Source organism: Spongiimicrobium salis (assembly GCF_043678055.1).
Taxonomy (GTDB): Bacteria; Bacteroidota; Bacteroidia; order Flavobacteriales; family Flavobacteriaceae; genus Spongiimicrobium; species Spongiimicrobium salis.
On sequence record NZ_JBHEQA010000002.1, the window covers coordinates 1,055,061 to 1,080,556 of the forward strand.

Annotated in this window: 24 protein-coding genes; 18 read left to right on the forward strand and 6 right to left on the reverse strand. The window is 38.1% G+C overall.

Going from position 1 to position 25,496, the window contains the following annotated elements; all coding sequences use genetic code 11:
* The first annotated feature begins 234 nt into the window (after positions 1–234).
* Complete coding sequence (locus ACEXOE_RS13780) at positions 235–1,263, forward strand: NAD-dependent epimerase (RefSeq protein ID WP_394749395.1); 1,029 nt, start codon at positions 235–237, stop codon at positions 1,261–1,263.
* A 27-nt stretch (positions 1,264–1,290) separates the two neighbouring features.
* Here ACEXOE_RS13780 and ACEXOE_RS13785 read toward each other — a convergent pair whose 3' ends face one another.
* Positions 1,291–2,916, reverse strand: a complete 1,626-nt coding sequence (locus ACEXOE_RS13785) for a right-handed parallel beta-helix repeat-containing protein (protein ID WP_394749396.1) — start codon at positions 2,914–2,916, stop codon at positions 1,291–1,293.
* A 286-nt stretch (positions 2,917–3,202) separates the two neighbouring features.
* Between ACEXOE_RS13785 and ACEXOE_RS13790 the strand changes: the two genes are divergently transcribed.
* From ACEXOE_RS13790 to ACEXOE_RS13865, 16 genes are all read left to right on the forward strand, one after another.
* Positions 3,203–4,201, forward strand: coding sequence for an SDR family oxidoreductase (locus ACEXOE_RS13790; protein WP_394749397.1), 999 nt, complete (start codon positions 3,203–3,205; stop codon positions 4,199–4,201).
* Positions 4,202–4,243: 42 nt separating this feature from the next.
* Positions 4,244–5,527, forward strand: a complete 1,284-nt coding sequence (locus ACEXOE_RS13795; RefSeq protein ID WP_394749398.1) for a nucleotide sugar dehydrogenase — start codon at positions 4,244–4,246, stop codon at positions 5,525–5,527.
* An 88-nt stretch (positions 5,528–5,615) separates the two neighbouring features.
* Positions 5,616–6,803 carry a hypothetical protein gene (locus ACEXOE_RS13800; protein WP_394749399.1) on the forward strand — a complete coding sequence of 396 codons (1,188 nt, stop codon included), beginning with the start codon at positions 5,616–5,618 and terminating at the stop codon, positions 6,801–6,803.
* A complete protein-coding gene (locus ACEXOE_RS13805; RefSeq protein ID WP_394749400.1) occupies positions 6,800–8,035 on the forward strand; it encodes a lipopolysaccharide biosynthesis protein in 1,236 nt (411 codons plus the stop codon). Before ACEXOE_RS13800 ends, ACEXOE_RS13805 begins: the two co-directional genes overlap by 4 nt.
* A complete protein-coding gene (locus tag ACEXOE_RS13810) occupies positions 8,022–9,026 on the forward strand; it encodes a polysaccharide biosynthesis protein (protein WP_394749401.1) in 1,005 nt (334 codons plus the stop codon). The genes ACEXOE_RS13805 and ACEXOE_RS13810 overlap by 14 nt, the downstream gene beginning before the upstream one ends.
* 8 nt (positions 9,027–9,034) lie before the next feature.
* Positions 9,035–9,463, forward strand: coding sequence for a cupin domain-containing protein (locus ACEXOE_RS13815; protein WP_394749402.1), 429 nt, complete (start codon positions 9,035–9,037; stop codon positions 9,461–9,463).
* Positions 9,457–10,587: a polysaccharide biosynthesis C-terminal domain-containing protein gene (locus ACEXOE_RS13820; protein WP_394749403.1), complete on the forward strand. Its 1,131-nt coding sequence runs from the start codon at positions 9,457–9,459 to the stop codon at positions 10,585–10,587. The genes ACEXOE_RS13815 and ACEXOE_RS13820 overlap by 7 nt, the downstream gene beginning before the upstream one ends.
* Before the next feature lie 24 nt (positions 10,588–10,611).
* Entirely contained in the window at positions 10,612–11,751 is a 1,140-nt protein-coding gene (wecB, locus tag ACEXOE_RS13825; protein WP_394749633.1) for a non-hydrolyzing UDP-N-acetylglucosamine 2-epimerase, read from the forward strand.
* Position 11,752: 1 nt separating this feature from the next.
* The gene (locus ACEXOE_RS13830; protein ID WP_394749404.1) at positions 11,753–12,952 is read left to right on the forward strand and encodes a glycosyltransferase; all 1,200 of its coding nucleotides are present in this window, start codon (positions 11,753–11,755) and stop codon (positions 12,950–12,952) included.
* 4 nt (positions 12,953–12,956) lie between these two features.
* Entirely contained in the window at positions 12,957–14,039 is a 1,083-nt protein-coding gene (locus tag ACEXOE_RS13835; RefSeq protein ID WP_394749405.1) for a glycosyltransferase, read from the forward strand.
* Positions 14,029–15,183: a glycosyltransferase family 4 protein gene (locus ACEXOE_RS13840; protein ID WP_394749406.1), complete on the forward strand. Its 1,155-nt coding sequence runs from the start codon at positions 14,029–14,031 to the stop codon at positions 15,181–15,183. The genes ACEXOE_RS13835 and ACEXOE_RS13840 overlap by 11 nt, the downstream gene beginning before the upstream one ends.
* Before the next feature lie 149 nt (positions 15,184–15,332).
* Positions 15,333–16,361, forward strand: coding sequence for a sugar-transfer associated ATP-grasp domain-containing protein (locus tag ACEXOE_RS13845; protein WP_394749407.1), 1,029 nt, complete (start codon positions 15,333–15,335; stop codon positions 16,359–16,361).
* 226 nt (positions 16,362–16,587) lie between these two features.
* Positions 16,588–17,190, forward strand: coding sequence for a sugar transferase (locus ACEXOE_RS13850; protein ID WP_394749408.1), 603 nt, complete (start codon positions 16,588–16,590; stop codon positions 17,188–17,190).
* A gap of 1 nt (position 17,191) precedes the next feature.
* Positions 17,192–17,812, forward strand: coding sequence for an acetyltransferase (locus tag ACEXOE_RS13855; protein ID WP_394749409.1), 621 nt, complete (start codon positions 17,192–17,194; stop codon positions 17,810–17,812).
* Between the two features lie 58 nt (positions 17,813–17,870).
* Positions 17,871–18,881, forward strand: coding sequence for a glycosyltransferase (locus ACEXOE_RS13860; protein ID WP_394749410.1), 1,011 nt, complete (start codon positions 17,871–17,873; stop codon positions 18,879–18,881).
* A gap of 13 nt (positions 18,882–18,894) precedes the next feature.
* Entirely contained in the window at positions 18,895–19,686 is a 792-nt protein-coding gene (locus tag ACEXOE_RS13865; RefSeq protein WP_394749411.1) for a glycosyltransferase family A protein, read from the forward strand.
* A 21-nt stretch (positions 19,687–19,707) separates the two neighbouring features.
* On the opposite strand, the gene ACEXOE_RS13870 is transcribed toward ACEXOE_RS13865, so the two are convergent.
* Both ACEXOE_RS13870 and ACEXOE_RS13875 read right to left on the reverse strand, forming a co-directional pair.
* A complete protein-coding gene (locus ACEXOE_RS13870; protein ID WP_394749412.1) occupies positions 19,708–20,379 on the reverse strand; it encodes an HAD family hydrolase in 672 nt (223 codons plus the stop codon).
* Positions 20,363–21,331, reverse strand: coding sequence for an ATP-grasp domain-containing protein (locus tag ACEXOE_RS13875; RefSeq protein ID WP_394749413.1), 969 nt, complete (start codon positions 21,329–21,331; stop codon positions 20,363–20,365). Before ACEXOE_RS13875 ends, ACEXOE_RS13870 begins: the two co-directional genes overlap by 17 nt.
* 229 nt (positions 21,332–21,560) lie before the next feature.
* On the opposite strand from ACEXOE_RS13875, the gene ACEXOE_RS13880 reads away from it, so the two are divergent.
* Positions 21,561–22,586 (forward strand): GNAT family N-acetyltransferase, encoded by a 1,026-nt coding sequence (locus ACEXOE_RS13880; RefSeq protein ID WP_394749414.1) that lies wholly within the window; start codon positions 21,561–21,563, stop codon positions 22,584–22,586.
* Positions 22,587–22,618: 32 nt separating this feature from the next.
* Here ACEXOE_RS13880 and ACEXOE_RS13885 read toward each other — a convergent pair whose 3' ends face one another.
* From ACEXOE_RS13885 to ACEXOE_RS13895, 3 genes are all read right to left on the reverse strand, one after another.
* Entirely contained in the window at positions 22,619–23,524 is a 906-nt protein-coding gene (locus ACEXOE_RS13885) for a hypothetical protein (RefSeq protein ID WP_394749415.1), read from the reverse strand.
* A gap of 5 nt (positions 23,525–23,529) precedes the next feature.
* Positions 23,530–24,969, reverse strand: a complete 1,440-nt coding sequence (locus ACEXOE_RS13890) for an MBOAT family O-acyltransferase (protein ID WP_394749416.1) — start codon at positions 24,967–24,969, stop codon at positions 23,530–23,532.
* A 148-nt stretch (positions 24,970–25,117) separates the two neighbouring features.
* Entirely contained in the window at positions 25,118–25,474 is a 357-nt protein-coding gene (locus tag ACEXOE_RS13895; protein ID WP_394749417.1) for a hypothetical protein, read from the reverse strand.
* Positions 25,475–25,496 lie beyond the last annotated feature (22 nt).

Below are 25,496 nucleotides of genomic sequence, written 5' to 3' on the forward strand. Positions count from 1 at the left end.
AACTTAATAAATATATAATAACTCAATTACGTATAAACCTCTTTTTTAGACTTCCAAAAACCGAAAAAAATGCAATTTTAACATATCTGTCAGTAAAAAAAAGTGAGTTTTATCATTCGAATCTGACACTTCATCGAAATTTTTTGTTTTTCTGATAAAATCATCGCGCTAGACTATTGTTATTTTTTTTCCATCTTTGCATGGATTCTCCAATAGGAGTTTTAGTTAGAATATATGACAATATTAGTTACAGGTGCGGCTGGTTTTATAGGATATCACGTTTCCAAAAGATTATTGGAACAAAATCATACGGTTATCGGCATAGATAACATGAACGATTACTATTCCCCTGATTTAAAATTTGCCCGTCTGCAACAGCTGGGAATTTCAAGGACGGCGGCGGAAAAAAACAATCATCCTACAACCTCTAAAGATTCTCCATCGTTATTTACGTTCATTCGTATGGAATTACAGGATAGGCATCATTTACCTTTGATTTTCGAACAATTTCAAATCGAAGCCGTCTGTAACCTAGCTGCGCAAGCCGGGGTACGCTATAGTCTGGAGCACCCTGAAGCCTATGTGGACAGCAATATTGTAGGTTTCATGAATTTGTTGGAGTGCTGTCGTAATTTCAATATAAACCATCTGGTCTATGCCAGTAGTTCCAGTGTTTACGGTTTAAACAAGGAAATTCCTTTTTCTACCAGCGCCAAAGTAGACCACCCCATAAGTATTTATGCTGCCAGTAAAAAAAGTAATGAGTTGATGGCCCATACCTATAGCCACCTTTTTGAGCTCCCCACTACGGGATTGCGCTTTTTCACCGTTTATGGCCCCTGGGGCAGGCCGGATATGGCCATCTACTTGTTTACAGAGGCCATTTCCAAAAATAAGCCCATAAAAGTCTTCAATCAAGGGAACATGGAACGTGATTTTACCTTCATTGATGATATTGTCACCGGAGTCGTTAAAGTATTGGAAGCTCCCCTTTCAGAACGAATACAGCACAGTGAATTCTACAAAGTCTATAATATAGGCAATAATAATGCCGTCTCTCTTGCGCATTTCATTTCCGAAATAGAAAAGAACTTAAACAAAAAAGCCATTAAAGAAATGTTGCCCATGCAACCAGGAGATGTAGAAAAGACCTGGGCCAACGTAGATTCTTTGATCGAGGATTATGATTACAGGCCTTCTACGCCCATTTCTGAGGGAATAAAAAAATTCGTAGATTGGTACAAAGCATATCATTCCATATAGATTCGTTTGGCCAAGCTATCCCAACTCCTATGGCCCGATTTTAAGCCTAGCATGTTTTCCTAAGGTGTAATGTGCTGCTTTAACTATGTTGATCTCACCAGCTCCCAAATTTTCTGGATGGGTTGCGGGAAGTAGCTGATCTAGGGGAACCGTTACTTTTTCTTTTCCGGAAGGTAGAATCATTTTTTTTAACAGTACAGGCATCTCATCACCCATTCTCAAAAATTCCAAGGAGACTATTAGCGGATAACCTATATCTTTTGATTTTCTCGTAAAGGTACATTGAGAAGCTTCGGAGGTTTTTGTTATGGTAACCGATGTTCTTGGCAATGCACTATGTGCATGATATTTTACATGAACACTGTCTTGTGCATTCCCTTCAAAATTCAATTTTTTATTCCTATCCTGTATGACATCGGCAAATTTGGACACAAAAGTTCCTGTGACACTAAAGTTCTTTAATTTCCAATCAAACCATGAATCCCCGGATAGGCTGATGGACTTTTTTCCCTGTCCTGCGTCCACTAATAGATTTCGAAAATGTATCCCTCCCGCTGCCGGCTCTTTTTTACGATAATTATAGCGTTGTATTTGTATGGGAATTATCTTGTTATCTCTAAAACGGGCGGTATTGTATATTGCAAGGTCTTCAAAAGTGACCAGAAACGCATTTTCCGTTTTTTTGGTCATGAATGCATACTTGGGAAAGTTTTCAACAATGGTGCGTTTAAAAAGAACGCTCCCTTTTTGTGGATGATTAAAATCTTTGTTCATTCCGATCTGGATTTCGCCCCCCCAATAAGAACCTTGCTTGTTTCTTGGCACATTTTCCTTATTGTTCCCTGCGATATAACTATCGTAAAAAGCAACTTCGAGCGGCGAGGAATCTCCATTGGTCTTTGTCAACGCAAACAAAATTCCGGCTTGGGCATTATCGATAAAAGAACAATTCTTAAAGGTGATCCCAATCAAACATTGGGCCGGATAATTAGGTTCCAGATCTACCCCTGCTCCGGGAAATCTGCCAGATGTTCCCTGAAAAACACAATTTTCGAACAAGCCGCCCTGTAAGCTGACGATACTCATTCCTTGCCTCAAATGATTTGAAAAAACAATATCCTTAATGGCAATATCAGAGCAATAACCATAGGGACTTCGCGAACTGATCAGTAGGCCATCGCCACCGCTTTCTTCAACCCTAAGTCCTTTTATAGTAATATGGGAACAATCGTAAAGCGCTATGCTATTTCTAAACTCTGAACCCAATCGCCCTAGGCTTTCCCTATCCATTTTAAACGTAGCCCCATATCCGATAATGGTGATATTGGTAGATTTTTCCAATCGGAACAACATATCGAGTTTTCCATTAAATGCTCCTTTCCGCTGTTGAAGAATTACACCAGATTCAAAAATTATGGTCTTATCCCTAAGGTTATTGAACCATGAGGGATCAACATTCCAAGGGTTTTCCTGCAGATCAACAATAATCGTATCGTTGGCCGAACGTATGGCTTTTTGAAAGGCCTCGGTAGCGTTCTCTTTATTATAACCAAAATCCGATGCCTTCACGGTATCAGCCTTGGATACGGATACCCCTAAAATGCACCATAGCAAAGTAAACTGAAAAGATCTATCGAAAAATTTAAAATTCATAGCTAATTTTTACGAGCATTATAAATTTGACGATGGAGAAACCGGGCTATTTACCTTAAAATTAAATTCCTACAACGATTTCGCTCTTTAAATCGTGCTCCAAAAAATTCGTTTTTTAACAGGTCCAATCACAGTTGAAAGACACTTTTTTTTCGTCAAAAATCACCCAAAATGTTTTTAATCGTATTTAATGGTATATTGACATTGGCTGAGGCCAATATTAATAATATTTTTAAGATATTTGTCCACTTTTAAAACCTTATTAAGAAAAATAACATCTAACCATATGAACAATACTGATTTTCCTGAGTTAAAGGGGTCAAAAATTTTAGTAACTGGGGCTGCTGGCTTTATTGGTTCCAATTTATGCGAAACGCTTCTAGAGATTGGAGCAGAAGTTAGGGGATTGGATAATTTTGCTACTGGAAAAAAAACAAATCTTGAGCGTTTATTAAACGCCCCAAATTTCAAATTCATTGAGGGTGATATCAGAAATTTAGAAACTTGTACGACGGCATGCGAAGGTGTTGATTTTGTGCTTCACCAAGCTGCTTTAGGTTCGGTACCTAGATCTATCAACGATCCCATTACAAGTAATGAAGTTAATGTTTCCGGATTCCTCAATATGCTCAGTGCTTCCCGGGACGCCAAAGTAAAGCGCTTTGTCTATGCCGCTAGCTCTTCCACTTATGGCGATTCAAAAAGTCTTCCTAAAATTGAAGAAAATATAGGAAAGCCATTATCACCATATGCCATAACTAAGTATGTGAACGAGCTTTATGCGGACATCTTTAGTAAGACCTATGGTCTAGAGACTATTGGTCTTCGATATTTTAACGTTTTTGGAAGAAAACAGGATCCAAATGGAGCCTATGCCGCGGTAATTCCCAAGTTTGTCATGCAGTTGATGAAGTACGAATCCCCAACGGTAAACGGTGATGGCTCTTATTCTAGGGATTTCACCTATATCGATAATGTGATCCAAATGAATATACGAGCTATTGTTTCCAATAATAAAGAGGCAGTAAATACCGTTTACAATGTAGCTTATGGAGAAAGGACCACCTTAAACGAGCTTTTGGAGTTATTGAAGGAATACCTCAGCGATTTTGATGCCAAAATTGCAGAAGTTCCTGTAAAATATGGCCCTAACAGACAGGGTGACGTTCCACACTCTCTGGCTTCTATTGACAAAGCAAAAAAGATGTTACAATACGACCCCCAATTTAACATCAAAGAAGGCCTTAAGAATGCCGTAGAGTGGTATTGGCACAATTTAAAGTAACGAATTACAAAATTATATTTTCACAATATAAAACTTAACATTTTGAAAAATACAAAAATAGCGGTTATTGGATTAGGGTATGTAGGACTTCCCCTGGCCCGTTTATTTGCAACAAAATATCCTGTAATCGGATTTGATATCAATGAAGGGAGAGTTCAGGAATTAAAAAATGGGAATGATAGTACCTTAGAGGTTGACAATGCGGTTCTGAACGAAGTATTATCCGATACTCCCGAAATAGAAGGAAATGGATTGTTCTGTTCCTTTGACCTCAATGACATTAAAGATTGTAATTACTATATCGTGACGGTCCCTACCCCAGTGGATAAAAACAATAGGCCTATTCTTACGCCATTGTACAAAGCCAGCGAAACCGTAGGCGCTATTCTTAAAAAAGGCGATGTGGTCGTTTACGAATCCACGGTTTACCCTGGTGTTACCGAGGAAGAATGTGTGCCCGTATTAGAACGGATAAGCGGACTTAAATTCAACGAGGATTTTTACGCGGGCTACTCCCCTGAGCGTATCAATCCTGGGGATAAGGAACATACGGTAGAAAAAATATTGAAAGTCACATCAGGCTCAACTCCGGAAATAGCCGAAAAAATCGATGCTTTGTACAATTCCGTTATTGAGGCGGGAACGCATAAAGCAACATCGATCAAAGTGGCCGAAGCTGCCAAGGTGATAGAAAACTCACAACGAGATATTAATATTGCTTTCGTGAACGAACTTGCCAAAATTTTTAATTTATTGGATATCGATACGTCTGCTGTGCTTGAAGCCGCAGGGACCAAATGGAATTTCCTTCCCTTCAAACCTGGTTTGGTAGGAGGGCATTGTATTGGGGTCGACCCTTATTATTTGGCCCAGAAGGCACAAGAAGTAGGTTATCATCCGGAAATCATTCTTGCCGGAAGAAGAATGAATGATAGTATGGGACAATATGTGGCCAGTGAAGTAGTGAAACTAATGCTACAAAACGATATCAAGGTAAAAGGAGCCAATGTTCTGGTCATGGGAATCACATTTAAGGAAAATTGCCCCGACGTACGTAATACCAGAGTTGTGGATGTCATTAAACACTTGGGAGACTTTGGTACCGAAATTTCGGTTTATGACCCTTGGGCGAATCCAGCAGAAGTTCAGCACGAATACGGAATAACTACCGTTGATGTGCTTCCTAATGAGAAGTATGATACCGTCGTATTGGCTGTGGCCCATAATGAATTTCTAAAGATAGATATGGACAACCTTCTTATTGAAAATGGCATCTTATACGATATTAAGGGAATCATGAAATCTAAAGCGGACGGTACCTTATAAACCATTAGGATCTACATTGATAGTGTATACGATGGTCCTGCTCTTAAATCATTCCTTGTCGTAAGGTATGGTTCTCAAATTCAATGATGTGAAAGATAATCCACGTATTGACAAAATAATAACCGGGGTGTTGTTCGCCGGCTTATTTCTTGGATTAGTTTTTGTATACTTTGCCCAAGAAAGGCTTTCGCTACGTATACTGTTCGGCGCCGGCTTCTCTTTAGGGCCGGAGAAGTATATCAGAATCGGTTCGGTCATCCTCATATTTTTATCGGTCCTGCTTGCTGTCTTTCGTGCTAAAGAGAAGTATCTGATACAGATTTATTTGGCCTATATCCTGCTTCTCGCCTACGTTTTTGGCGTATATGTTTTGGGAGGAGGGAGTTTGACCAATACCACTGATTTAATGGATATCAAAGGTCCCGGTCCTTGGATATGTCTGGGGCTCATTTTTGTATCCTATAATGAGCTGAGATTTAAGTGGTTCCAATATTTTTTGGCCATAGCGGTCATTGTCATTGCATTGATGGGAATCTATACTTTTTTAGATTTCGGCATTGGGAGTTATAGGGGTCAGGCCTTGGCAAAGTACCGAGTTTATGCAGTGACCATGGTTTGGATAACGCCATATGTATTTTTATCGCTCAAAACCCATAAGACCTTGGCAAAATATCGCGGATTGGCCTTGGTTGCCGGAATTTCACTGGCATTGATCATACAGACACGATCTTTCTTGCTCATTTACTTCCTCGTCTTGTTTTTTGACTTCTATCACTCGGAGAAAAAGAGCCTCTATATTCTATCTGCTCTGATTTCTGCTTTTTTGTTCTTCTCCGTTTTACTTTCAGGAGAATTTTTAGGTGGAGCCGTAGATTCGTTGGGGCAACGTGGATTAGACGATACGCGTACCGAACAATTGCGCGCTTTTTTCAGTCAACTCGATTTTTTTGAGGTCATCGTAGGTAAGGGATCGGATGCTACCTGGAATTTTGGGGGAAAACAATACCCCTATTTGGACAATCAATGGTTGCTTTTATTATGGTGGGCAGGCCTTATTCCTTTCCTAGCTTATTTGTATTTGACCGCCTACATTCCCATTCGAATGTTCTTGCGGTCCAAGGATTACGAGACCAAAGTGGAAGCCTTTGTACTCGTTATTTGGGTACTGGCCTGTGCAGGATTGGCCATTTATACCACCATGTCCGTGGATTTCTTCTTTATCATTATTTGTATTATTCAAGGGAGGTTACTCTATAAATATAGTTTATCTAAATGAGTAGAAAGAATACTTTATTAAAAGTAGGTACGATGTACGGTGCTACTGGGTTAAAGGTCGTCCTTGGATTTTTGATCAGTATTTTCAATACTAGGGTTCTGGGCAAAGAATCGTATGGAGACCTAAAATTTATAGAATCCATAGTTCGGACCATTACAGGTTTTACCACTGCAGGCTTTTTTATTTCCATTACGCGTATTTTGGCAGTAACCAAGGATAAAGGGTTTCAGAAAAAATTGTTGGGCTATTTTGTATATATTCTGCTCATTATGGCCGCTATTAGCTCTGCGGCCATGTTCTTGTTCTCTTATGTTGAACCCATCTTTTTTGAACACGGCTTGAGCCCATTGTTTAAGAACCATTTCTTTGTTGTAATTGCTTTTCTAACGGGAATAGCTATTGCCGAAGTTTTAAAGGGGCTCAATCATATTTATACTTTGGCACTGACCAGTATTCTCCCAGCAATTATATTTCTAGTCCTTGCCTATACAATAAGTCAATTTTATGATATTGGGGTATCTACAATTTTACTGCTAAATTATGGCATAAGCTTTTTTGTTTCTTTAGTAGTAATATTGCGATTAAAGCCAAATATGCGCTATGGAAAAGAAGTTGTTAAAACTGTAGCTCAAGAAAACAAAGTCAATGGAAGACCTGTCTATATTGGAAGTTTGGCCGGTGTAGCAACAACTCACCTTGCAACCTTTGCCATATCATATTATCTAGACAATACACAAGTAGGGTATTATACCTTGGCCCTTACCATTGCTTCTCCCCTTTTAATGATTCCTTCCGTTTTAGGGACTACATTTTATAAGCAATTTGCCAACATTAAGCGCATTCCAAATAAAGTATTTTTGCTCTCTTTTTCAATTGCTATACCAGCTTTACTTATTTTTTACTTTTTTGTAGAAAAAATTATTTTGCTTTTTTATTCCGAAGATTACTTGCCGGCAGCTGCTATTGCCAAATTTATTATTATCGCATTTATCTTTCATGGCCTAGGAGATTTGATCAATCGTTTTCTGGGAGCCAAAGGACAAGGAAAATTATTGCGGAACTCTGCATTTATCGTAGGAGCCGTTAATGTAATCGGTTATCCCATCCTAGTTAAGTTTTTTGGTGTCAATGGCGCAATAATGACCAGAATATTGGCGAGTACTTCATATTTTGTTATAATGTTTATATTTTACTCAAATTTCGTTAAAAAGAATAATTATGTTCAAAAATAAAACCTTACTTATTACCGGAGGTACAGGCTCTTTCGGAAATGCCGTACTAAAAAGATTTCTTGATACCGACATCAAGGAGATTCGAATTTTTTCAAGAGATGAAAAAAAACAGAATGATATGCGGACGCAATTGAACAATGACAAAGTAAAATTTTACATTGGCGATGTTCGCGATTTCAATAGTATCAATGCTGCCATGAAAGGTGTGGACTATGTGTTCCATGCGGCCGCTTTAAAACAAGTTCCTTCTTGCGAGTTTTTCCCCATTGAAGCGGCAAAGACCAACGTTTTTGGAACCCAAAATACCATTGATGCTGCCGTAGCCAACGATGTCAAGAAAATAATTTGCTTGAGTACAGATAAAGCGGCCTACCCCATAAATGCCATGGGAATCAGTAAAGCCCTTATGGAAAAGGTAGCAGTGGCCGCTTCCCGTAATATTCCGGAAGATAACACTACGGTCTGCCTTACCCGATATGGTAATGTTATGGCCTCTAGAGGTTCGGTGATTCCACTTTTTGTAGATCAAATTAAAGAAGGAGAACCCCTGACCGTTACCGACCCTAAAATGACGCGTTTCCTAATGTCATTGGACGAAGCAGTGGAATTGGTCATCTTTGCATTCCAAAATGGACGTCAGGGCGATCTATTTGTCAATAAGGCCCCTGCAAGCACCATTAGCGATTTGGCAGAAGCCATAAAAGCCCTCTTTAAAGCAGAAAACGAGGTAAAAGTCATTGGGACGCGCCATGGAGAAAAACTCTATGAAACGCTCTGTACCAGGGAAGAAATGTTGAAAGCAGAGGATATGGGTGAATTTTACAGGATCCCAGCAGATAATAGGGATCTAAATTATAACCGATATTTTTCTGAAGGTGATGAGGATGTAAGTGATATTGAAGATTATCACTCCCACAATACCAAACGATTATCTCCAGATGAAATCAAGGAAGTGCTCCTTGGTTTGGATTTTATCAAAGAAAATTTATAATCTTGAACATGGAGCGAGCACAGATACTCGAAGGCAAAAATCATATCGATGACCGCGGTGTGCTACGGTTTTTCAATAATTTTGCTATGGATAAAATTGTGCGGTTTTATGAAATAGCACCTTCCAGTACTGAAATTGTAAGAGCCTGGCAAGGGCATAAAAAGGAATCCAAATGGTTTTATTGCACGCAAGGTAGTTTTAAGATACAGCTCATTAAAGTGGATGATTTTGACAGGCCTTCTGAGGATTTGCAACCTGAGATCTTTACTTTAACAGACCGTATTGCAGGAGTATTACATGTTCCCGGAGGTTATGCAAGCGGATTCAAGGCTATAGAGGAAAACTCAAAAATGATGGTATATTCCGATATGAACCTTGTAGATTCTTCCAATGACGACTTTCGCTTTCCAATGGATAAATGGGTAAAAAAATGGTAACAAAAAAAATAAAAGTAGGTATTACGGGACAATCTGGATTTATGGGGAGACATCTCTATAATTTCTTAGGTACCAAAGAAGAAATCAATCGCGTCCCTTTTGAAAAATCTTTTTTTAACGATTCAAAAAAATTAGAGGCATTTGTTCGTAATTGCGATGTCATTGTACACATTGCGGCTATGAACAGGCACGAAGATGCCCAGGTTATCTATGATACCAATGTGGGATTAACCTCCCGGTTGATAGAGGCTTGTAAGAGTACCGGGGCAACACCTAAAATTATATTTTCCTCTTCTACGCAGGAAGAAAGGGATAATCTTTATGGAAAATCCAAGAGAGCATCCAGAAAAAAATTGGAAGCATGGGCTTCTACACAGGGTGCTAAGGCAACATCCATGCTCATCCCTAATGTTTTCGGTCCCTTTGGGAAGCCATTTTACAACTCCGTAGTGGCCACTTTTTGTCATCAAGTCGTGGCAAACGAAACACCGAAAATCCATCAAGATGGAACATTGAACCTGATATACATCAATGAATTGAGCGAAGCGTTTTATAATGAAATCAGGAGTTCTGAAGAAGAATCGACCAAATCCTTTACAGTGCCCCATTCGGCTACAAAAAAGGTATCTGAAATCCTGGAACGCTTGCTATTTTATAAAGAAACCTACTATGATAAGGGTATGGTTCCCGATTTGAGCGATCCTTTTGAGATCAACCTGTTCAATACCTTTACGAGTTTTATCCCCAAGGATTATTTTCCACGAAAATTCACCCAACATGCTGATAACCGTGGTGCCTTTGTAGAAATCATGAGGGCCAATACCTCTGGGCAAACTTCCTTTTCTACAACTTTCCCCAATATTACAAGGGGAAATCATTACCATACACGAAAAGTGGAGCGTTTTGCCGTAATCAAGGGAAAAGCCCGTATACAATTACGAAAAATAGATTCCGACGAGGTATTTAATTATGATTTGGATGGTGATGAGCCAGCCTATGTCGACATGCCTATTTGGTATACCCATAATATTACCAATACCGGAGATACAGAACTCATAACTCTTTTTTGGATCAACGAGCCTTATGACCCCGCCGATCCCGATACTTATTTTGTAGAGGTATAAAACCTTACTAAACAATAAACCATGATAGAAAAACTTAAAGTAATCACCGTTGTAGGTACCCGGCCGGAAATCATTCGCCTTTCTTGTGTCATGCAAGCTTTGGATAGAAATGATGCCATTGAGCATATTTTAGTGCATTCTGGTCAGAATTATGACTATGAATTGAATGAAATTTTCTTTGAAGACCTTGGTATAAGAAAGCCAGATCATTTTTTAAATGCCGCTGGTAAAAACGCAACAGAAACCATTGGAAATATCATTGTCAAAATAGATCCTATTTTGGAGGCAGAAAATCCAGATGCATTTTTAGTATTGGGAGATACGAATTCTTGTTTATGTGCCATTCCTGCCAAGAAAAGAAAAATTCCAATTTTCCATATGGAAGCAGGGAATCGTTGCTTCGACCAACGAGTTCCAGAGGAAACGAACAGAAAAATCGTAGATCATATTGCCGATATCAATCTAACCTATAGCTCCATCGCCCGTGAATACCTATTGCGTGAAGGTTTATCTCCCGATCGGGTCATAAAGACCGGAAGCCCTATGTATGAGGTACTCACCAATTTTATGCCTAAAATTGAAGACTCAAACGTATTGGAAAAATTGGACCTTGAGGAAGGTAAATATTTTGTGGTTTCTTCCCATAGAGAGGAGAATATCAGCAATCCAAAGAATTTTTCAAATCTTATAGCATCCCTGAATACAATCGCTGAAACCTATGATTTTCCTATTATTGTTTCCACACATCCGAGGACAAAAAAAATGATGGATTCCAAAAAAGTGGAGACCCATAAGAACATTCAATTTTTAAAACCTCTTGGGTTTTCAGATTATAACGCACTCCAATACCATTCTTTTGCGGTTTTGTCTGATAGCGGAACCATTTCCGAGGAGTCTTCCATTTTAAATTTTAGGGCATTGAACATCCGTGAAGCCCACGAACGCCCGGAGGCCATGGAAGAAGCTTCGGTAATGATGGTAGGGCTCAATCCCAAACGTATTATGCAGGGCTTGGCGGCAGTGGGACAGCAACAACGAAATCCGAAAAGGAACTTCCGGGAGGTATATGACTATTCCATGCCCAATGTGAGCGAAAAAGTGGTTAGGATCATTTTGTCCTACACGGATTACGTCAATCGCGTGGTTTGGTCGAAAACAGAATAGTATGAAAAACAATTCTTTGTTTATCTACAGTAATTTCGATTTCAAAAAGAAAAATGCGGGGGTCACGCGCATGGAATATTATGCCAAGGCCCTGGCAGATGATACTACGGAAGTCTATTTGGTCAGTTGTTCCTCTACTCCCATTGAAAAGGATTCTTTTGAAGAATTATATCCCAATGTATACCGGTTGAAGGAGAACAAAACCACCAATGGATTTTTCAAGACCTTGGGTTTTCTTAAAAAACTATATCGTTTTGCTAAAAGCAGGAAGAACAATCCTTCCTTCCTCTTTTATCCTTCGCCCCTTGTTAACTTAGAATTCCTTTCTGTGCTTTACCTACGATTGCTCAAACGGCAAAAGGTATTTTATGAGTTTAATGAGGTTAGAAAATATAGTTCCACTTTCAGTGAACCCTATTCGCTACGGAAACCGGGATATTCCATTAAAAAAATAGTGTACAAAACGGTATTCTTTATCATGGAGTTGTTTTTATCCACGTATTCCGGCTTGGTCTGCATCTCTACATCCATAGAAAAATACGGTCATTCTTTCAACAAAAAGACGGTACGGATTCCGATATTGACCGATCCTTATCTGGAACAATCCGATTCCAGTACAGTTTATTCCGTATCCGAAGCTTTTAATATTGGTTTTTCAGGCAGTATCCATTTGCAAAAAGAACGATTAAAGGATTTTTTTAAGGTATTGTCCCAACTTAAAGAAGCGGGTTTTTTGTTTCACTTAAATTTATGCGGCCATGTCAACAAAAGACATAGGAGCCTTATTTTTGATACGCTTCTACCCGATTTGGGCATCATGGGAAATGTAACTTATTATGGCAATCTAGACGCCACGGAACTATCTACTTTTCTTAGTCAACAGGAATTGCTTGTCATTCCCCGTGGATATACCAAACAGAATAAATACGGTTTTTCGACAAAATTATCGGACTATCTAAATCACAAGAAACCTATTCTTGTTACTAAAGTAAGTGATAATGATCGCTATATTTTTGATGGAAAAAATGGTTTTATAGTCCCACCGGACGACGATCGGCTAATGCTCAATAAACTCATTCATATTATTAAAAATTACGATGACATTGCCGACCCCATAAAAGTAGCGGCCCAAAAAACCTCTAAGGAACATTTTTATTACAAAATGTATCAGGATAAACTATTTACATTTTTATTTCAATAAAGCCATGAAAATCCTCTTGATCTCCCCAAATAGTACTTTAGGCGGTGCTGAGCAATATTTGAAGATGGTTGCCGGGCATTTCCATAAGGAAAGTGTTGAAGTAATCATTCTGAAAAAGACAAATACCACGGCTTGGAAAGACATTAAGGGGGAAGTACGCTATAAAAGTGACCGTTCAGAGGGAATTGGAATCCTACTTTTGTTTTTAGAGCTGTTGTTCAAAAAAAGGAAAAAATATGACCTCATCTTTACATCCCATGTATACACTACCGGGGTTGTCGGTATTTTTCTAAAACTGGGGTTGTTACGGACAACACATTTTGTGGGGAGAGAATCCACTTCTATTTTTAAAAGATTCTCTGGTTTAAAATTAATGACCTATAAGTTGTTCTATGCATTGGGATATTCTAAGGTAGATCTGCTTATTTGTCAGACAGCTTTCATGAAAGAACAGCTCTTAGCCGCCCTTCCCAAACTCTCCAATAGCACAAAGGTGGAAGTGATTCCCAACCCTATAAACTTAGATGAAATAGCCACTCGCGGAGCGATGCCATTAGATCATCCTCTTTTACATAAGAAATATATTGTTTCCGCCGGACGTTTGATACCTGAAAAAGGATACGACCTTTTAATTCCGGCATTCAAAGCACTACTCCCCTCTTTTCCAGATGTGTCGCTAGTGATTTTGGGAGAGGGAAAAGATCGGGAGCTATTGGAGCAATTGATAGCTACATTGGATCTACAGGAAAAGGTATTCCTGCCCGGTTTTCAAAAAAATGTGCTCCCCTTCTTTAAAAATGCGGAAGCTTGCGTAGTTTCATCCAGGATCGAAGGGTTTCCCAATGTTCTTTTACAAATGATGTCCCAAAACACCAAAGTGGTTTCCACAGAATGTGCTGGAGGTATTAGCGATATCCCGGGAATTGAGACCCTTCCCCCAAAAATTGAGGAAAAATTGACTATCGCTTTACGAACGGTACTCACTCAAGATTTAACTAAAAATAGGAAAACATTTGATTCCTACTTAAAAAAGAGGGATATTCGATTTTTTATTGCTCGTATTAACAATTTTTTACATGAATCCTAAGCAAAAACTCATTAGAATTACCACTGTACCCGGTTCTCTGGTTACCTTGCTCAATGGGCAATTGAAACATATGACCCAATTCTATGATGTTATCGGAATCTCTTCCAGTTATAATGGCCGTTTGGCCCAATTTTCCGAAGAAGAACATGTTGATGTAATTCCTGTGGAAATGACCAGGACCATTTCTCCATTCAAAGATTTACGGGCAACGTACCAACTGTATAGGATTTTTAAACGAGAGAAACCTTTTATTGTACATACGCATACGCCCAAGGCAGGTACGGTGGGTATGCTCGCAGCAAAATTGGCCGGAGTACCGCATAGATTGCATACCATTGCCGGAATGCCCTTATTGGAAGCTACGGGCACAAAGCGAAAGTTATTGGATCTTGTGGAGAAAATCACTTATTCCTGTGCCACTAAGATCTATCCCAATTCCTTTGGCTTAAAGGATATCATTATACAAAACAAGTACACTGACGAAGCCTCCTTAAAAGTCATTGCCAATGGCAGTTCCAACGGCATTGACACGGAACACTTTGACCCAGACCGCATTCCCCTTAAAGAGCGGGAAGAACTAAGAAAAAGTTTAGGCATAGCAGAAGATGATTTTGTCTTTGTTTTTATTGGAAGGATCGTTAAAGACAAAGGTATTGAAGAATTGACCGCTGCCTTTGAGATCATCAATCAAAAGTTCCCAAAAACAAAGCTTTTGCTCGTGGGTCCCTTCGAAAAGAAATTAGATCCACTGTCCGAACGGGCCGAAAAGATCGTCACAGACCATAAAAATGTAATTTATGTGGGGAGTCAACGAGACGTAAGGCCTTATTTTTTAATGGCACATATACAGGCTTTTCCCAGTTATAGGGAAGGTTTCCCCAATGTGGTCATGCAGGCAGGAGCTCTGGGTATCCCAAATATAGTTTCGAACATCAATGGCTGTAATGAAATTATTGAGGATAAGGTGAATGGAGTCATCATTCCTGTCAAAAACATAGATGCTTTGGCAAATGCCATGGAATGGGCCATACAAAACAAGGAGGAAGTAGAAAAAATGGGAAAGGTATCCCGTGAAATGATACGCAGTCGTTTCGAAAGAAATTTGGTGTGGTCAAAATTGTTGGAAGAATATAGAAATTTATAGTTCCTTTCTCCCACTTTAATTTCATTGTCCCTCCTTAAAAATATAAGCGTTTGTAGGTGTCGTACGACTTTGTCGTGGATGTTTTCTTCTTTCATGATTAAAATTGCATATCTTTATTGGGACCGCACCACTTTTTACCGAAAGAAATCATGAAGCTCTTATATTTTTTTTATCTCCTTAAAAAGACCCGATTTTCTACCTTGATAAGGCAAATAAAACATTTAAAAAAAATAAAAAAATGGTCTTATTTCAAAGTTTTATCCAAGGTTTTAGGGGCATTTTTACAATATAACACTGCTTTCCTCGACTATTTCAGTTTCAAGTTTTATGAGAAATCGGAAGCTCAAAAAGCAGCGTTTATTGATCCAATATTTCTCTACAAATTTCAAAAAGCTTTAAATAAAAGGGAAGACCGGAAATATTTTAAAAACAAAGATCTTTTCTTAGAAAAATTCAAGGCCTACATAGACCATGATCACTTCCTCCCTTTTGAGAACGATCTCACCTCCTTTACTTCTTGGTTAAAGCAGCGTACCCCTGCCTCGCTTATCTTAAAAAGTAGTACCGGTTATCAGGGTGTCGGTATTGAAAAGGTCCAAGTATTACAAAAGGGAAATATCTATTTCTTTAATAGCATGAATATTGAATCCTTCTATGTCTTCCTTAAAAAGAACAGACTTGATTTGATCGAGGTGGCCATAGAACAGCATCCCATCTTAAATCATATGTATTCTGGATCCCTTAATACCATACGTATAATTACCGTGGTAGATTCCCAAAAGAAGGTTCATTTTCTTGGGGCCATGCTTCGTGTAGGTACTACGGGCTTTGTAGATAATTTTAGTGCGGGAGGAGTGAGCGCCCAAATCGATTTAAAAACGGGGATAGTTATTGCCCCTTTGGTTTCCAAGGATTCCAGATTAATACACGAGTCTGGAAAGCATCCTATTACCCATAAAGACATTATAGGTGTTGCTTTGCCATTTTGGGTAGAATTAAAGGAAATGGTTGGCCAGGCAGCACTTGTAGTACCCTCTGTACGAACAGTGGGCTGGGACGTTGCCATTACTTCAAAAGGGCCTTATTTATTGGAAGGAAATGACAATTGGAACCAAGTAATCTGGCAACGCACCTCTGATGAAGGCTATAAAAAGGAGTTAGAGGAGTTTCTTAACTGATTTTCCATTTTTTAAATACAGAACATTTTGTTTTAAACAGTTCATTTATCTAGAATTGGTTTTATACTATACGGCAATCAGAATTCTATTGTATATTTACCGAAAATCAAAAACAGAAAATAGCTGTAAAAAGCAATAGATTCGGATAAAAACAGTTTGTAATAAAGAATAAGGATGAACGCAATGATCATTAATGTATTTTTAGGTAATCTTCAAAAAAAAGGCTTTGTATAAACATTTTTTCAAAAGAATCTTTGATTTGATAGCTGCTTTGCTTGGGCTGTTGGTGTTGTCCCCTATTTTCATTATTGTTTTTATCATTCTTGGCATCAGTAATGGCGGCAAACCCTTTTTTATACAGGAACGCCCGGGAAAGCAAGGTAGAATATTTAAAATCATCAAGTTCAAAACCATGAACGATAAAAAAGATGATCAAGGAGATTTACTCCCCGATTTTGACAGAATCACTGCTTTTGGGGGATTTGTGCGTAAGTTTTCCTTGGATGAAATCCCACAATTGATCAATGTTCTTAGAGGAGATATGAGCGTAGTTGGTCCAAGACCCCTATTAGTTTCGTATCTACCTTTATATAATGCCGAACAACGGAAAAGACATACGGTACGACCGGGAATCACAGGTTTGGCCCAGGTTAACGGTAGAAATGCCATTTCTTGGGACCAAAAGTTTAAATACGATGTGGAATATACCGAAACTGTCAGTGTGTCCGTAGATTTGAAAATTATTTTAAAAACCGTTAAAAAGGTTTTCATTTCTGAAGGGATTGTAGCCAACGATAAAGTAACTATGGAAAAATTTAAAGGAAATTAGCATGTATTTATTTGGTGCAGGAGGACATTGCAAGGCGATCATTGATATGATCGTATCTGATTTGGACGAAGATATAACCGGGATATTTGACGATAATCATACCGAGACTATTATGGGCTATGAGGTAACCGCTGTGGATACCTCAAAATTCAAAGCCGAGGATAATTTCCATATATGTATAGGTGACAATATCACCAGAAAAAAAGTTTCGCAGTCTTTGGTGGTAAATTACCCTACACTCATCCATCCATCAAGCTTGGTTTCCAAATTTTCAACAGTGGATAAAGGTTCCGTAGTGATGGGGAATGTGTCGGTCAAAGCCGTTAGTAAAATTGGAAAGCATTGCATTTTAAATGCCGGAGCGGTTATTGGGCACGATGTTACTATAGAGGACTATGTACATATTGCCCCCAACGCTTCCATTGCCGGTTATGTAACCGTAAAAGAAGGTGTCCATTTTGGTATCGGTGCTTCGGTAATCCAAGGAATTACCATAGGAAAATGGGCCATTATCGGTGCTGGGGCGGTCATTATAGAAGACGTTCCAGATTTTGCCGTGGTTGTAGGGAATCCAGGAAGGATCATCAAATACACCATGGAACACAAAAACACTACCCCTTAATCATTTAACGAATTATTGTTCAAATCTCAAAGAGACATTTAATACCTGTATAGGGATTATGAAATTAAGTATTATTGTACCTGTATTCAATGTTGAGGCATATCTTCACAGATGCCTCCAAAGTCTGCTTGATCAGAATTTGGAGGAAGAGGATTATGAGATCATTGTTGTTAATGATGGTACACCCGACAACAGTATGGACATTGTTGAACAATTTTCTAAAAAACATACGAATATCGTTGTTTTTGAGCAAGAGAATAAAGGTTTGAGCGGGGCGCGAAACTCTGGCATTACCCTTGCCAAGGGAAAGTATGTCTATTTTATCGATTCCGATGATTATATCGCTAGCAATACCTTGCATAGCGTTTTATCCGTTATGGAAAATAATGATTTGGATATTCTCGGTTTCGGTACCAAAACGACGACCTCCTTGGAATTGCTCGAATCCACTACAACGGATTTCAACGCCCAGGATATCGAGATTCAAAATGGATTGGACTATATCGCTTCGCATAAGTATCTGAACAATGTCTGGTGGTATTTCATAAAAAGGGAGTTTTTATTGGCAACGGAGATCAGCTTTATAGAAGGGGTGATGTTGGAAGATGGTATTTATACGGCAGAACTTTTTTCTAAAGCCCAAAAAATAGCAAAAATCAATTTAGATGTCTATCGCTATGTACAACGGGAGACTTCTATAATGCATAACAAAAGTGAAGCTCATTATAATAAACTTATAGCAGATTTTGAACATATCATTTTTAAATACAACGATCTTGTACTTAAAATACAGAAGAACCATCCCGATCATCCCAGTTTGAAGCGACTGATTTCTAGAAAGGAATCCTATATCTTCTTTTTAATTGCCCGTATCGTAAAATCAAATCTATCATTCCAATATTTGAATACTGTTCTAAATCGTTTGAAAAAAAACCATCTCTATCCGATATATAATTTTGTCGATGAAGATAATAAGGGAATACAATATAAGATTCTTACCTTTATATTTAATAGACCACTGTTGTTAAGGATGTTTCTATTTTTCTATCGTATGCTCCTTAAACCTTAAATTTTAAAAGTAAATGCTCACTTTCATCATTCCAGTAAAAAGTGCTAAGGTATCCTCTTCATGGGATAATTTCTCAAAATTATTTGAGCGATCCATAAAATCTGTCTGTAACCAAACCGACAAAAATTTTAGGGTGGTCGTGGTGTGTCATGAAAAGCCTGCAACAAATTTTGAGCACCCGAATCTTGAATATATCCATGTGGATTTTTCGCCTCCCGATCTATCCAACAATACAGATGAAATTAATAACGGCTTAAAAGAGGAAGATAAAAGTAAAAAAATCCTATTCGGGATCGAATACTGTAAAAAGTACGAATCTGATTATCTTATGGTCGTGGATGCCGATGATTGTATTTCCAATACCATTGTGAGTTTTGTGAACAAGAACCTTACATCCAAGGTTCCAGGTTGGTATTTTAAGCAGGGGTATATCTTTAGGGAAGGTGAAAAGAAAATCTTTTTAAATAAGGAAAACTTTAATACGCTTTGCGGAACATGTATCATCATCAGGCCAGATTTGATCAGTGATATTTTTCAAAATAGGCCGCATATTGAATATTTGCACAAAACAATAGAATTGTCCAATGGTAATGTCCTGACACCCTACCCCGGAATCGGTGCTATATACAGCATGGCCAATGGGGAGAATCATTTTATGAGTACCGCCAGAATCAAAAATCTAAATAGCAAGTATCGTTATTTTAGTTTTGCTTTCATCAGTAGTGTATTTCGAAAACTGCGAAAATATCGCCCAAGATTGTTATCCAATGCCATTATATCCGAATTTGGATTGACAAAGTTATAGGGTGTTCAAATATTTGGAATGTTAGTCTTGGGCAGAGACAACCTTTACTTCACGAAAAGAAGCTATAAGATGCTGTGGGGCAAGACCTTCAGTGTAATGCGCATAGGTATTATTATGGATGTTAAGCCCATTATCCAATAAGCCCACGGAAATCCAATTGCGTTTGTTAGGTGTTATAAAGTCTTTTTTAAAGTTATCCCCAAAGTAGTAATACCTTCCGTTTTCGAAGTCCTCTTCAATCACCTTAAAATTAGTCTCACTCGGTTTTTCCGTTCCGATCTCTTCAGAAATTACGATACGATCTAAATAAGATTGTATTCCCAAGCTTTGAATTTTATTTCGCTGTGTAACCGATCGGCCATCCGTAATTACTACTAAAATCCCTCCATGTTTTTTAATGGCATCAAAGATATTCCGTATTTCGGGAAAGAGGGTGATATTGGGCTTATGGTTTCTGTACAGGGTTAAGAGTTGTTCTTTGGATATTGTAGTATAGGTTTCGGTCAAAAAGCTAAAAACATCATTTTTTTGCCGATAGAGCGAAAACATCCTAGCATAGAGGGGTTTCCAATGATGCCCTTCCAAATGTTGGGCAATTTCCTTATAGGATGATTTAAGATATTCTATTTCGTTGTATAAGGTATCATCCAAATCAAAACAAACGACCGTATTGGTATCAACCTTTATATCCATGGACCAGAATTTCATCGTCGTATCTCAGCATGAGCAATTGATCTTCCCAAACCTCAAATTGATCTTCAATGGTCTTGTCCATTAAGTGCTCCTCAATGATCCATTTTGGAAAATTAGCTCCTGCCAAATACGATAATGGATAACCTCCTCCAAATCTTGGGTTTACTTCGATACCATAAACGTTCCCATTTGTTTTATGCAGAAAAAACTGGGCCGTAAAGCATCCTAGGGCACCGGGCACAAAACGCATTTTTTCCTTGAGAAAAGGAATTAAGTCATTACGTTCCGTAACCCCCTTATTTACTTCACCATCCCTCACTTCGATTCGCTTTCTAGGCACTACACACCGCAAATGATGGGATCTGTCGTAATACATGTCACAGGTAAACTCTTCGTATTGCTCATGGTCTAAATATTCCAGAAACATGAGTTTATCATTTTCAAAGTGATAACTTCTAAAATCTTCGGTTTTGCGTATGAGGTAAATATCCTTACTCCTACTTCCATCAAAAGGCTTGATAAAAACGGGCAAGGTATAAGCCGTTTTGGTATACTCTTTGGCCGTAGCGATACCTATAGATTCAAAAAACTTATGGATTTCCCTTTTATTTCTGCATTTTTCGACAAAGTCGGCCGACGTAACAATTACTTTAACACCGTGCTCCTCAAAAAAAGCGGCATGTTCGGCCAGTATCAAAAGTTCGGTGTCTATAGTAGGGATAATGAGTTTGACGTGATTTGATCGACAACATTGCAGTAATGAAGAAATATATTCTTGATGCTCAATTCTAGGAACCTCAAAACAACCGTCCGCAACATGACAAGCGGCCGATTCCTTTGGGTTTGCATCTACACAAAAAACCTTCCCTTCCGGAGCAATTTTTTTTAACTCCTTTTGGAATGCTTTTATAAGCGATACCCTCCTCCCCGCAGAGGTTATCATAATATTCATATTTCTATACATTTACACATCACTAAATGTTATTCTCTAAATAAGGGAACAAAGAGCAAGATAACAAAATTATTAAAACAGAAATTGTTATTCCCCCATTGTTATCAACGATTTTCATTAAACGAGTAATATGGCGTTTTAGGCTATTATTTTAACTTCTTTTTTTTAGCATTAGTATATTTACGGGCATTTTTAGCACTGAAAATCAGCTAAAGTTCATAAAACATCGATGATATCTATTGTTACCAGTAAAAAAGAGTGGGATAATACACTTTTCGCTATTGAGAAGTATGATACCTATCATACCTATGAATACCACCATTTAGTGAAAGGAGATCAGGAATCACCGATACTTTTTACGTATCGCGATAACGAGACCATCATTGCCCTTCCCCTTTTAATCCGTAATATCGTTGGGGGTCCATATAAAGATGCCACCTGCGTCTATGGCTATTGTGGCCCTATTAGCACGCCTGTTACAGATTCCTATGACAATATCCCTTTTATGAAGGCTCTTCATGAATATCTTTGGGAAAACAATATCATTTCCGTTTTTTCAAGGTTACATCCGTTTATCCCTGCACAAGCCACTATCCTAGCCAATATGGGGAAGGTAGAACGTTTGGGGAATATTGTTAATATCGACCTTTCCAAAAGACTCGAGGTACAACGGCAAGCGTATCACAGACGTTTACGGACCTATATCAACAAATCTAGGAAATTGTGTGATATCCGGATTGCCACTACTGAAGACGATGTCCGAACTTTTATTGACCAATATTATGAGACCATGCGGCGTACCAATGCCCATCCAAGGTATTTCTTCCCTGAAGCATATTTTTTCAAATTAATGGCTGCAGAAGATTTTGAATGTCCTATGCTGTTGGTTTCGGATAAATCCGATGGGAGCATAATAGGAGGGTCCATGTTCTTGATCAAAAATAATATGGTCCATTATCACTTATCTTGTGCAAATGACCAGGGTTTGAAATACAATGCCATTAAATTGGTCATTGATGAAATGCGCCTTCATGCTACCGAAAAAAAATATAATTTTTATAATCTTGGAGGAGGCTTAGGTAGTAAAGAAGATAGCCTGTTTTACTTTAAATCGAGTTTTTCCAAAGATTACAGGCCATTTAAAATATGGAAATACATTGTGAACCCGTCTGTTTACGATCAATTGTGCAGTATTAAAGAACAGCAGGTCCAATCAAGTGACTTTTTTCCTTTGTATCGGATGCCCTTAAAATAATAACTTTATAGTTAAGGTTGCAGTTTTGATCCCTATTTCAAAAATTCCATAATCTGATCTGCCGCTTTTTCATGTCCAAAACAAGACCAATGCTTATCATGATCAAATGTCCAATTCTCGCCTTTTTTCACTTGTAAGCTCAGGGTTTTAAATCCAAAATTATGGGCCAGATCAATTATTTTAGGATTTGTTTCTGGTCTAAAAACCAAAATTTTATCTTCAATCTTATAGTTTTCAACCACAAACTTCAGCAACTTCCTGTACAAATCTATTTTGTTTTTGTCATCAGCTTCATTTGTTTTTTGGGGAACATCTTGTCCTTTTTTATTCTTAGCGCCCCTCTTAAAATTACTGTATAAATAAAAGGCAAATTTCCAGTTGTATAATATGTTTTTTATTCCAGGGGATTTTAGTTTTCCATGTATTACTTTCTGGTTTTCCAGATCAATTTGCGTTATTTGGGATGAAGGTCTAATTTGTTTTATACTTTCATCAAAGTCCGAATCATAGGCGTAAATAATCTGATACTGCGGACGTAATGAATCCATTTGTTTGGCGATTTCCATCGCTTCTATGAATGAAACTCCGGAACGGGAAACCTCTAAATAATTATGTTTTGGCAATTTTTTTTGAAGGAAACTCGCTTGATGGCACTCCTCCGGATTCATGAAATTTTCTATAAAAGAATCCCCGATTAAGGTAACCAGATTGTCCATTGATTTTGGCATAGGTCCGGGCCACCCCATTTCATTGATCTGCCATTTGTGCGTGCCGCCTACCCAATGCCCATCCTGATTTGGAAAATATTTCTGTATGCCTGCGTCGTCAATGGTCCTTCGTGGAATATCGGATGTAAGAAAAAATAGACGGGCTATAATCTCCGCAAGAACCAATCCAACCAGTACAAAAGCAATACAATTCTTAATAAAGTTCTTCATTTCGCTTAAAATTGAAAATAAATAAACTCCTGTTCTTCTCCCACAAAAATGAACATTAGTATTATAAGACCAAAATATAACGTCCATCTTATGTACTTGGGAAATTGCTTAATTTCCTCAATACCATATTGTGCCGATCGTCCAAACCATTCCACTAATATGAATGCAGGCACCAGAATAAATAATTCTTTGGCATAGGTTTCTGGAGCTGGCCAGTCAAAAAGGGCCGATGTAAATAAATCTTTCAAATAGGCAAAAGCATGTGTAACCGAATTGGCTCTAAAGAAAATCCAGGCCAGTACCGTCAATAAAAATGTGGTCATTACCTGAATTACTTCCTTAAAATTAGGGAATAATCTATTCTCCGCCACTAAATTGGTATTCACCCTATTCCTATTCAGTAAAAGCAAGGGTAAGAAATATAGGGCATTTAGAAATCCCCATACAATGAATGTCCAATTGGCGCCATGCCAAAAGCCGCTTACGAGAAAAATAATAAAAGTATTCCGTAGTTTCATCTGAACACCTCCACGACTTCCACCTAAAGGAATATATAGATAATCCCTGAACCAGGTGGATAAGGAAATATGCCATCTCCTCCAAAACTCGGCAATATCCCGGGAAAAATACGGAAAGGCAAAATTCTGTTTTAAGTTAAACCCGAACAATCTAGAAACCCCAATGGCAATATCAGAGTACCCACTAAAATCCCCATAAATTTGGAAGGTAAAGAATAAAGCTCCCAAGAATAAGGTACTACCAGAATAGTCTTCCGAATGATTAAAAATAATATTGGCGTACTTGGCGCAATTGTCGGCGATAACTATTTTTTTAAATAATCCCCATAAAATCTGCCGGAGTCCATCCTTGGCCTTATCGTAATCAAAAGATCTTTTAACATAAAACTGGGGCAATAAATTTGTTGCCCTTTCTATAGGACCAGCCACCAACTGGGGAAAGAAACTGACAAAAGCGGAAAAAGCGATCAAGTCCTTGGTGGGCTCCAATTTCTTTTTATAGACATCTATAGTATAACTTAGGGTCTGAAACGTATAAAAACTTATTCCCACGGGTAGAATGATCTGTAAGGTACCTACTTCTATTTCTCGACCAAAGAAAGTAAAGGCATCAACAAAACTATTTACAAAAAAGTTATAGTATTTAAAAAAGCCCAAAAAGCCCAGGTTGATAAGAATACTTATCCATAAATAGGTCTTTCTTTTCCTTGTATTCTCCTCGGTTCTAAGAAGATTTCCAATGGTAAAATCAACAAGGGAACTGAAAATGATCAAGGAAAGGAATCTCCAATCCCACCAACCGTAGAATACATAGCTGGCCAGAACGATTAAAAAATTTTGGAGTTTTAAATTTCTATTGGTAACAAACCAATAGAGGCCGAACACAATAGGTAAAAAAACAGTAAAATCTATAGAATTGAATAACATGAAGAATGTTGGTCTTTTAACAACAAGGTTGAATTGGTCTTGAAAATAATGGTCCTAATTAGTTTATATAGATATTGAACAACATTTATGGTCTGTTGGTTTACAGCTCCATTGGTTTATAAACGCAAAAGTTCTGTTTAAAGTATAATCAGTCATTTTTCAGTTTGGCATTCATTTTTTTTGAGATCTTGGTCAGTGTATACATACAAAAGGGTCGGGTAATATTGCGACCTCCGTTTTTATCTTCCTGTTCCAAAACCTCTAAGATAATCGTATTTTGTGTCTTTCCAATGATTTTCAGGGAAGGAATCAAAGTACCTTTGGTCTCCCCATGTTGATACAGCACTACTACATCTTGGGAAAAATCAATGTAAGGAACGTCTACTTCAATTTTTTTAGTGCGGTTCAATTTTCTGTAGATCAGCTCAAACTCTTTGGATTCCCGGATAAGCTTTAGCTCCTTTTTTATTCCTCCCCCATAACTGCCCTGTGACAACAGTGTCATTTTTGAGTGTTTTTCGTTTTGG

Excerpts from the sequence above, each read along its gene's own strand:
- ACEXOE_RS13835 (WP_394749405.1), top strand. The coding sequence starts at position 12,957 with ATGAAAATCCTCTTGATCTCCCCAAATAGTACTTTAGGCGGTGCTGAG.
- ACEXOE_RS13785 (WP_394749396.1), bottom strand. The coding sequence starts at position 2,916 with ATGAATTTTAAATTTTTCGATAGATCTTTTCAGTTTACTTTGCTATGG.
- ACEXOE_RS13830 (WP_394749404.1), top strand. The coding sequence starts at position 11,753 with ATGAAAAACAATTCTTTGTTTATCTACAGTAATTTCGATTTCAAAAAG.
- ACEXOE_RS13820 (WP_394749403.1), top strand. The coding sequence starts at position 9,457 with ATGGTAACAAAAAAAATAAAAGTAGGTATTACGGGACAATCTGGATTT.
- ACEXOE_RS13840 (WP_394749406.1), top strand. The coding sequence starts at position 14,029 with ATGAATCCTAAGCAAAAACTCATTAGAATTACCACTGTACCCGGTTCT.
- ACEXOE_RS13890 (WP_394749416.1), bottom strand. The coding sequence starts at position 24,969 with ATGTTATTCAATTCTATAGATTTTACTGTTTTTTTACCTATTGTGTTC.
- ACEXOE_RS13845 (WP_394749407.1), top strand. The coding sequence starts at position 15,333 with ATGAAGCTCTTATATTTTTTTTATCTCCTTAAAAAGACCCGATTTTCT.
- ACEXOE_RS13790 (WP_394749397.1), top strand. The coding sequence starts at position 3,203 with ATGAACAATACTGATTTTCCTGAGTTAAAGGGGTCAAAAATTTTAGTA.
- ACEXOE_RS13780 (WP_394749395.1), top strand. The coding sequence starts at position 235 with ATGACAATATTAGTTACAGGTGCGGCTGGTTTTATAGGATATCACGTT.
- ACEXOE_RS13880 (WP_394749414.1), top strand. The coding sequence starts at position 21,561 with ATGATATCTATTGTTACCAGTAAAAAAGAGTGGGATAATACACTTTTC.
- ACEXOE_RS13815 (WP_394749402.1), top strand. The coding sequence starts at position 9,035 with ATGGAGCGAGCACAGATACTCGAAGGCAAAAATCATATCGATGACCGC.
- ACEXOE_RS13870 (WP_394749412.1), bottom strand. The coding sequence starts at position 20,379 with ATGGATATAAAGGTTGATACCAATACGGTCGTTTGTTTTGATTTGGAT.
- ACEXOE_RS13895 (WP_394749417.1), bottom strand. The coding sequence starts at position 25,474 with ATGACACTGTTGTCACAGGGCAGTTATGGGGGAGGAATAAAAAAGGAG.
- ACEXOE_RS13865 (WP_394749411.1), top strand. The coding sequence starts at position 18,895 with ATGCTCACTTTCATCATTCCAGTAAAAAGTGCTAAGGTATCCTCTTCA.
- ACEXOE_RS13805 (WP_394749400.1), top strand. The coding sequence starts at position 6,800 with ATGAGTAGAAAGAATACTTTATTAAAAGTAGGTACGATGTACGGTGCT.
- ACEXOE_RS13810 (WP_394749401.1), top strand. The coding sequence starts at position 8,022 with ATGTTCAAAAATAAAACCTTACTTATTACCGGAGGTACAGGCTCTTTC.
- ACEXOE_RS13860 (WP_394749410.1), top strand. The coding sequence starts at position 17,871 with ATGAAATTAAGTATTATTGTACCTGTATTCAATGTTGAGGCATATCTT.
- ACEXOE_RS13875 (WP_394749413.1), bottom strand. The coding sequence starts at position 21,331 with ATGAATATTATGATAACCTCTGCGGGGAGGAGGGTATCGCTTATAAAA.
- ACEXOE_RS13855 (WP_394749409.1), top strand. The coding sequence starts at position 17,192 with ATGTATTTATTTGGTGCAGGAGGACATTGCAAGGCGATCATTGATATG.
- ACEXOE_RS13885 (WP_394749415.1), bottom strand. The coding sequence starts at position 23,524 with ATGAAGAACTTTATTAAGAATTGTATTGCTTTTGTACTGGTTGGATTG.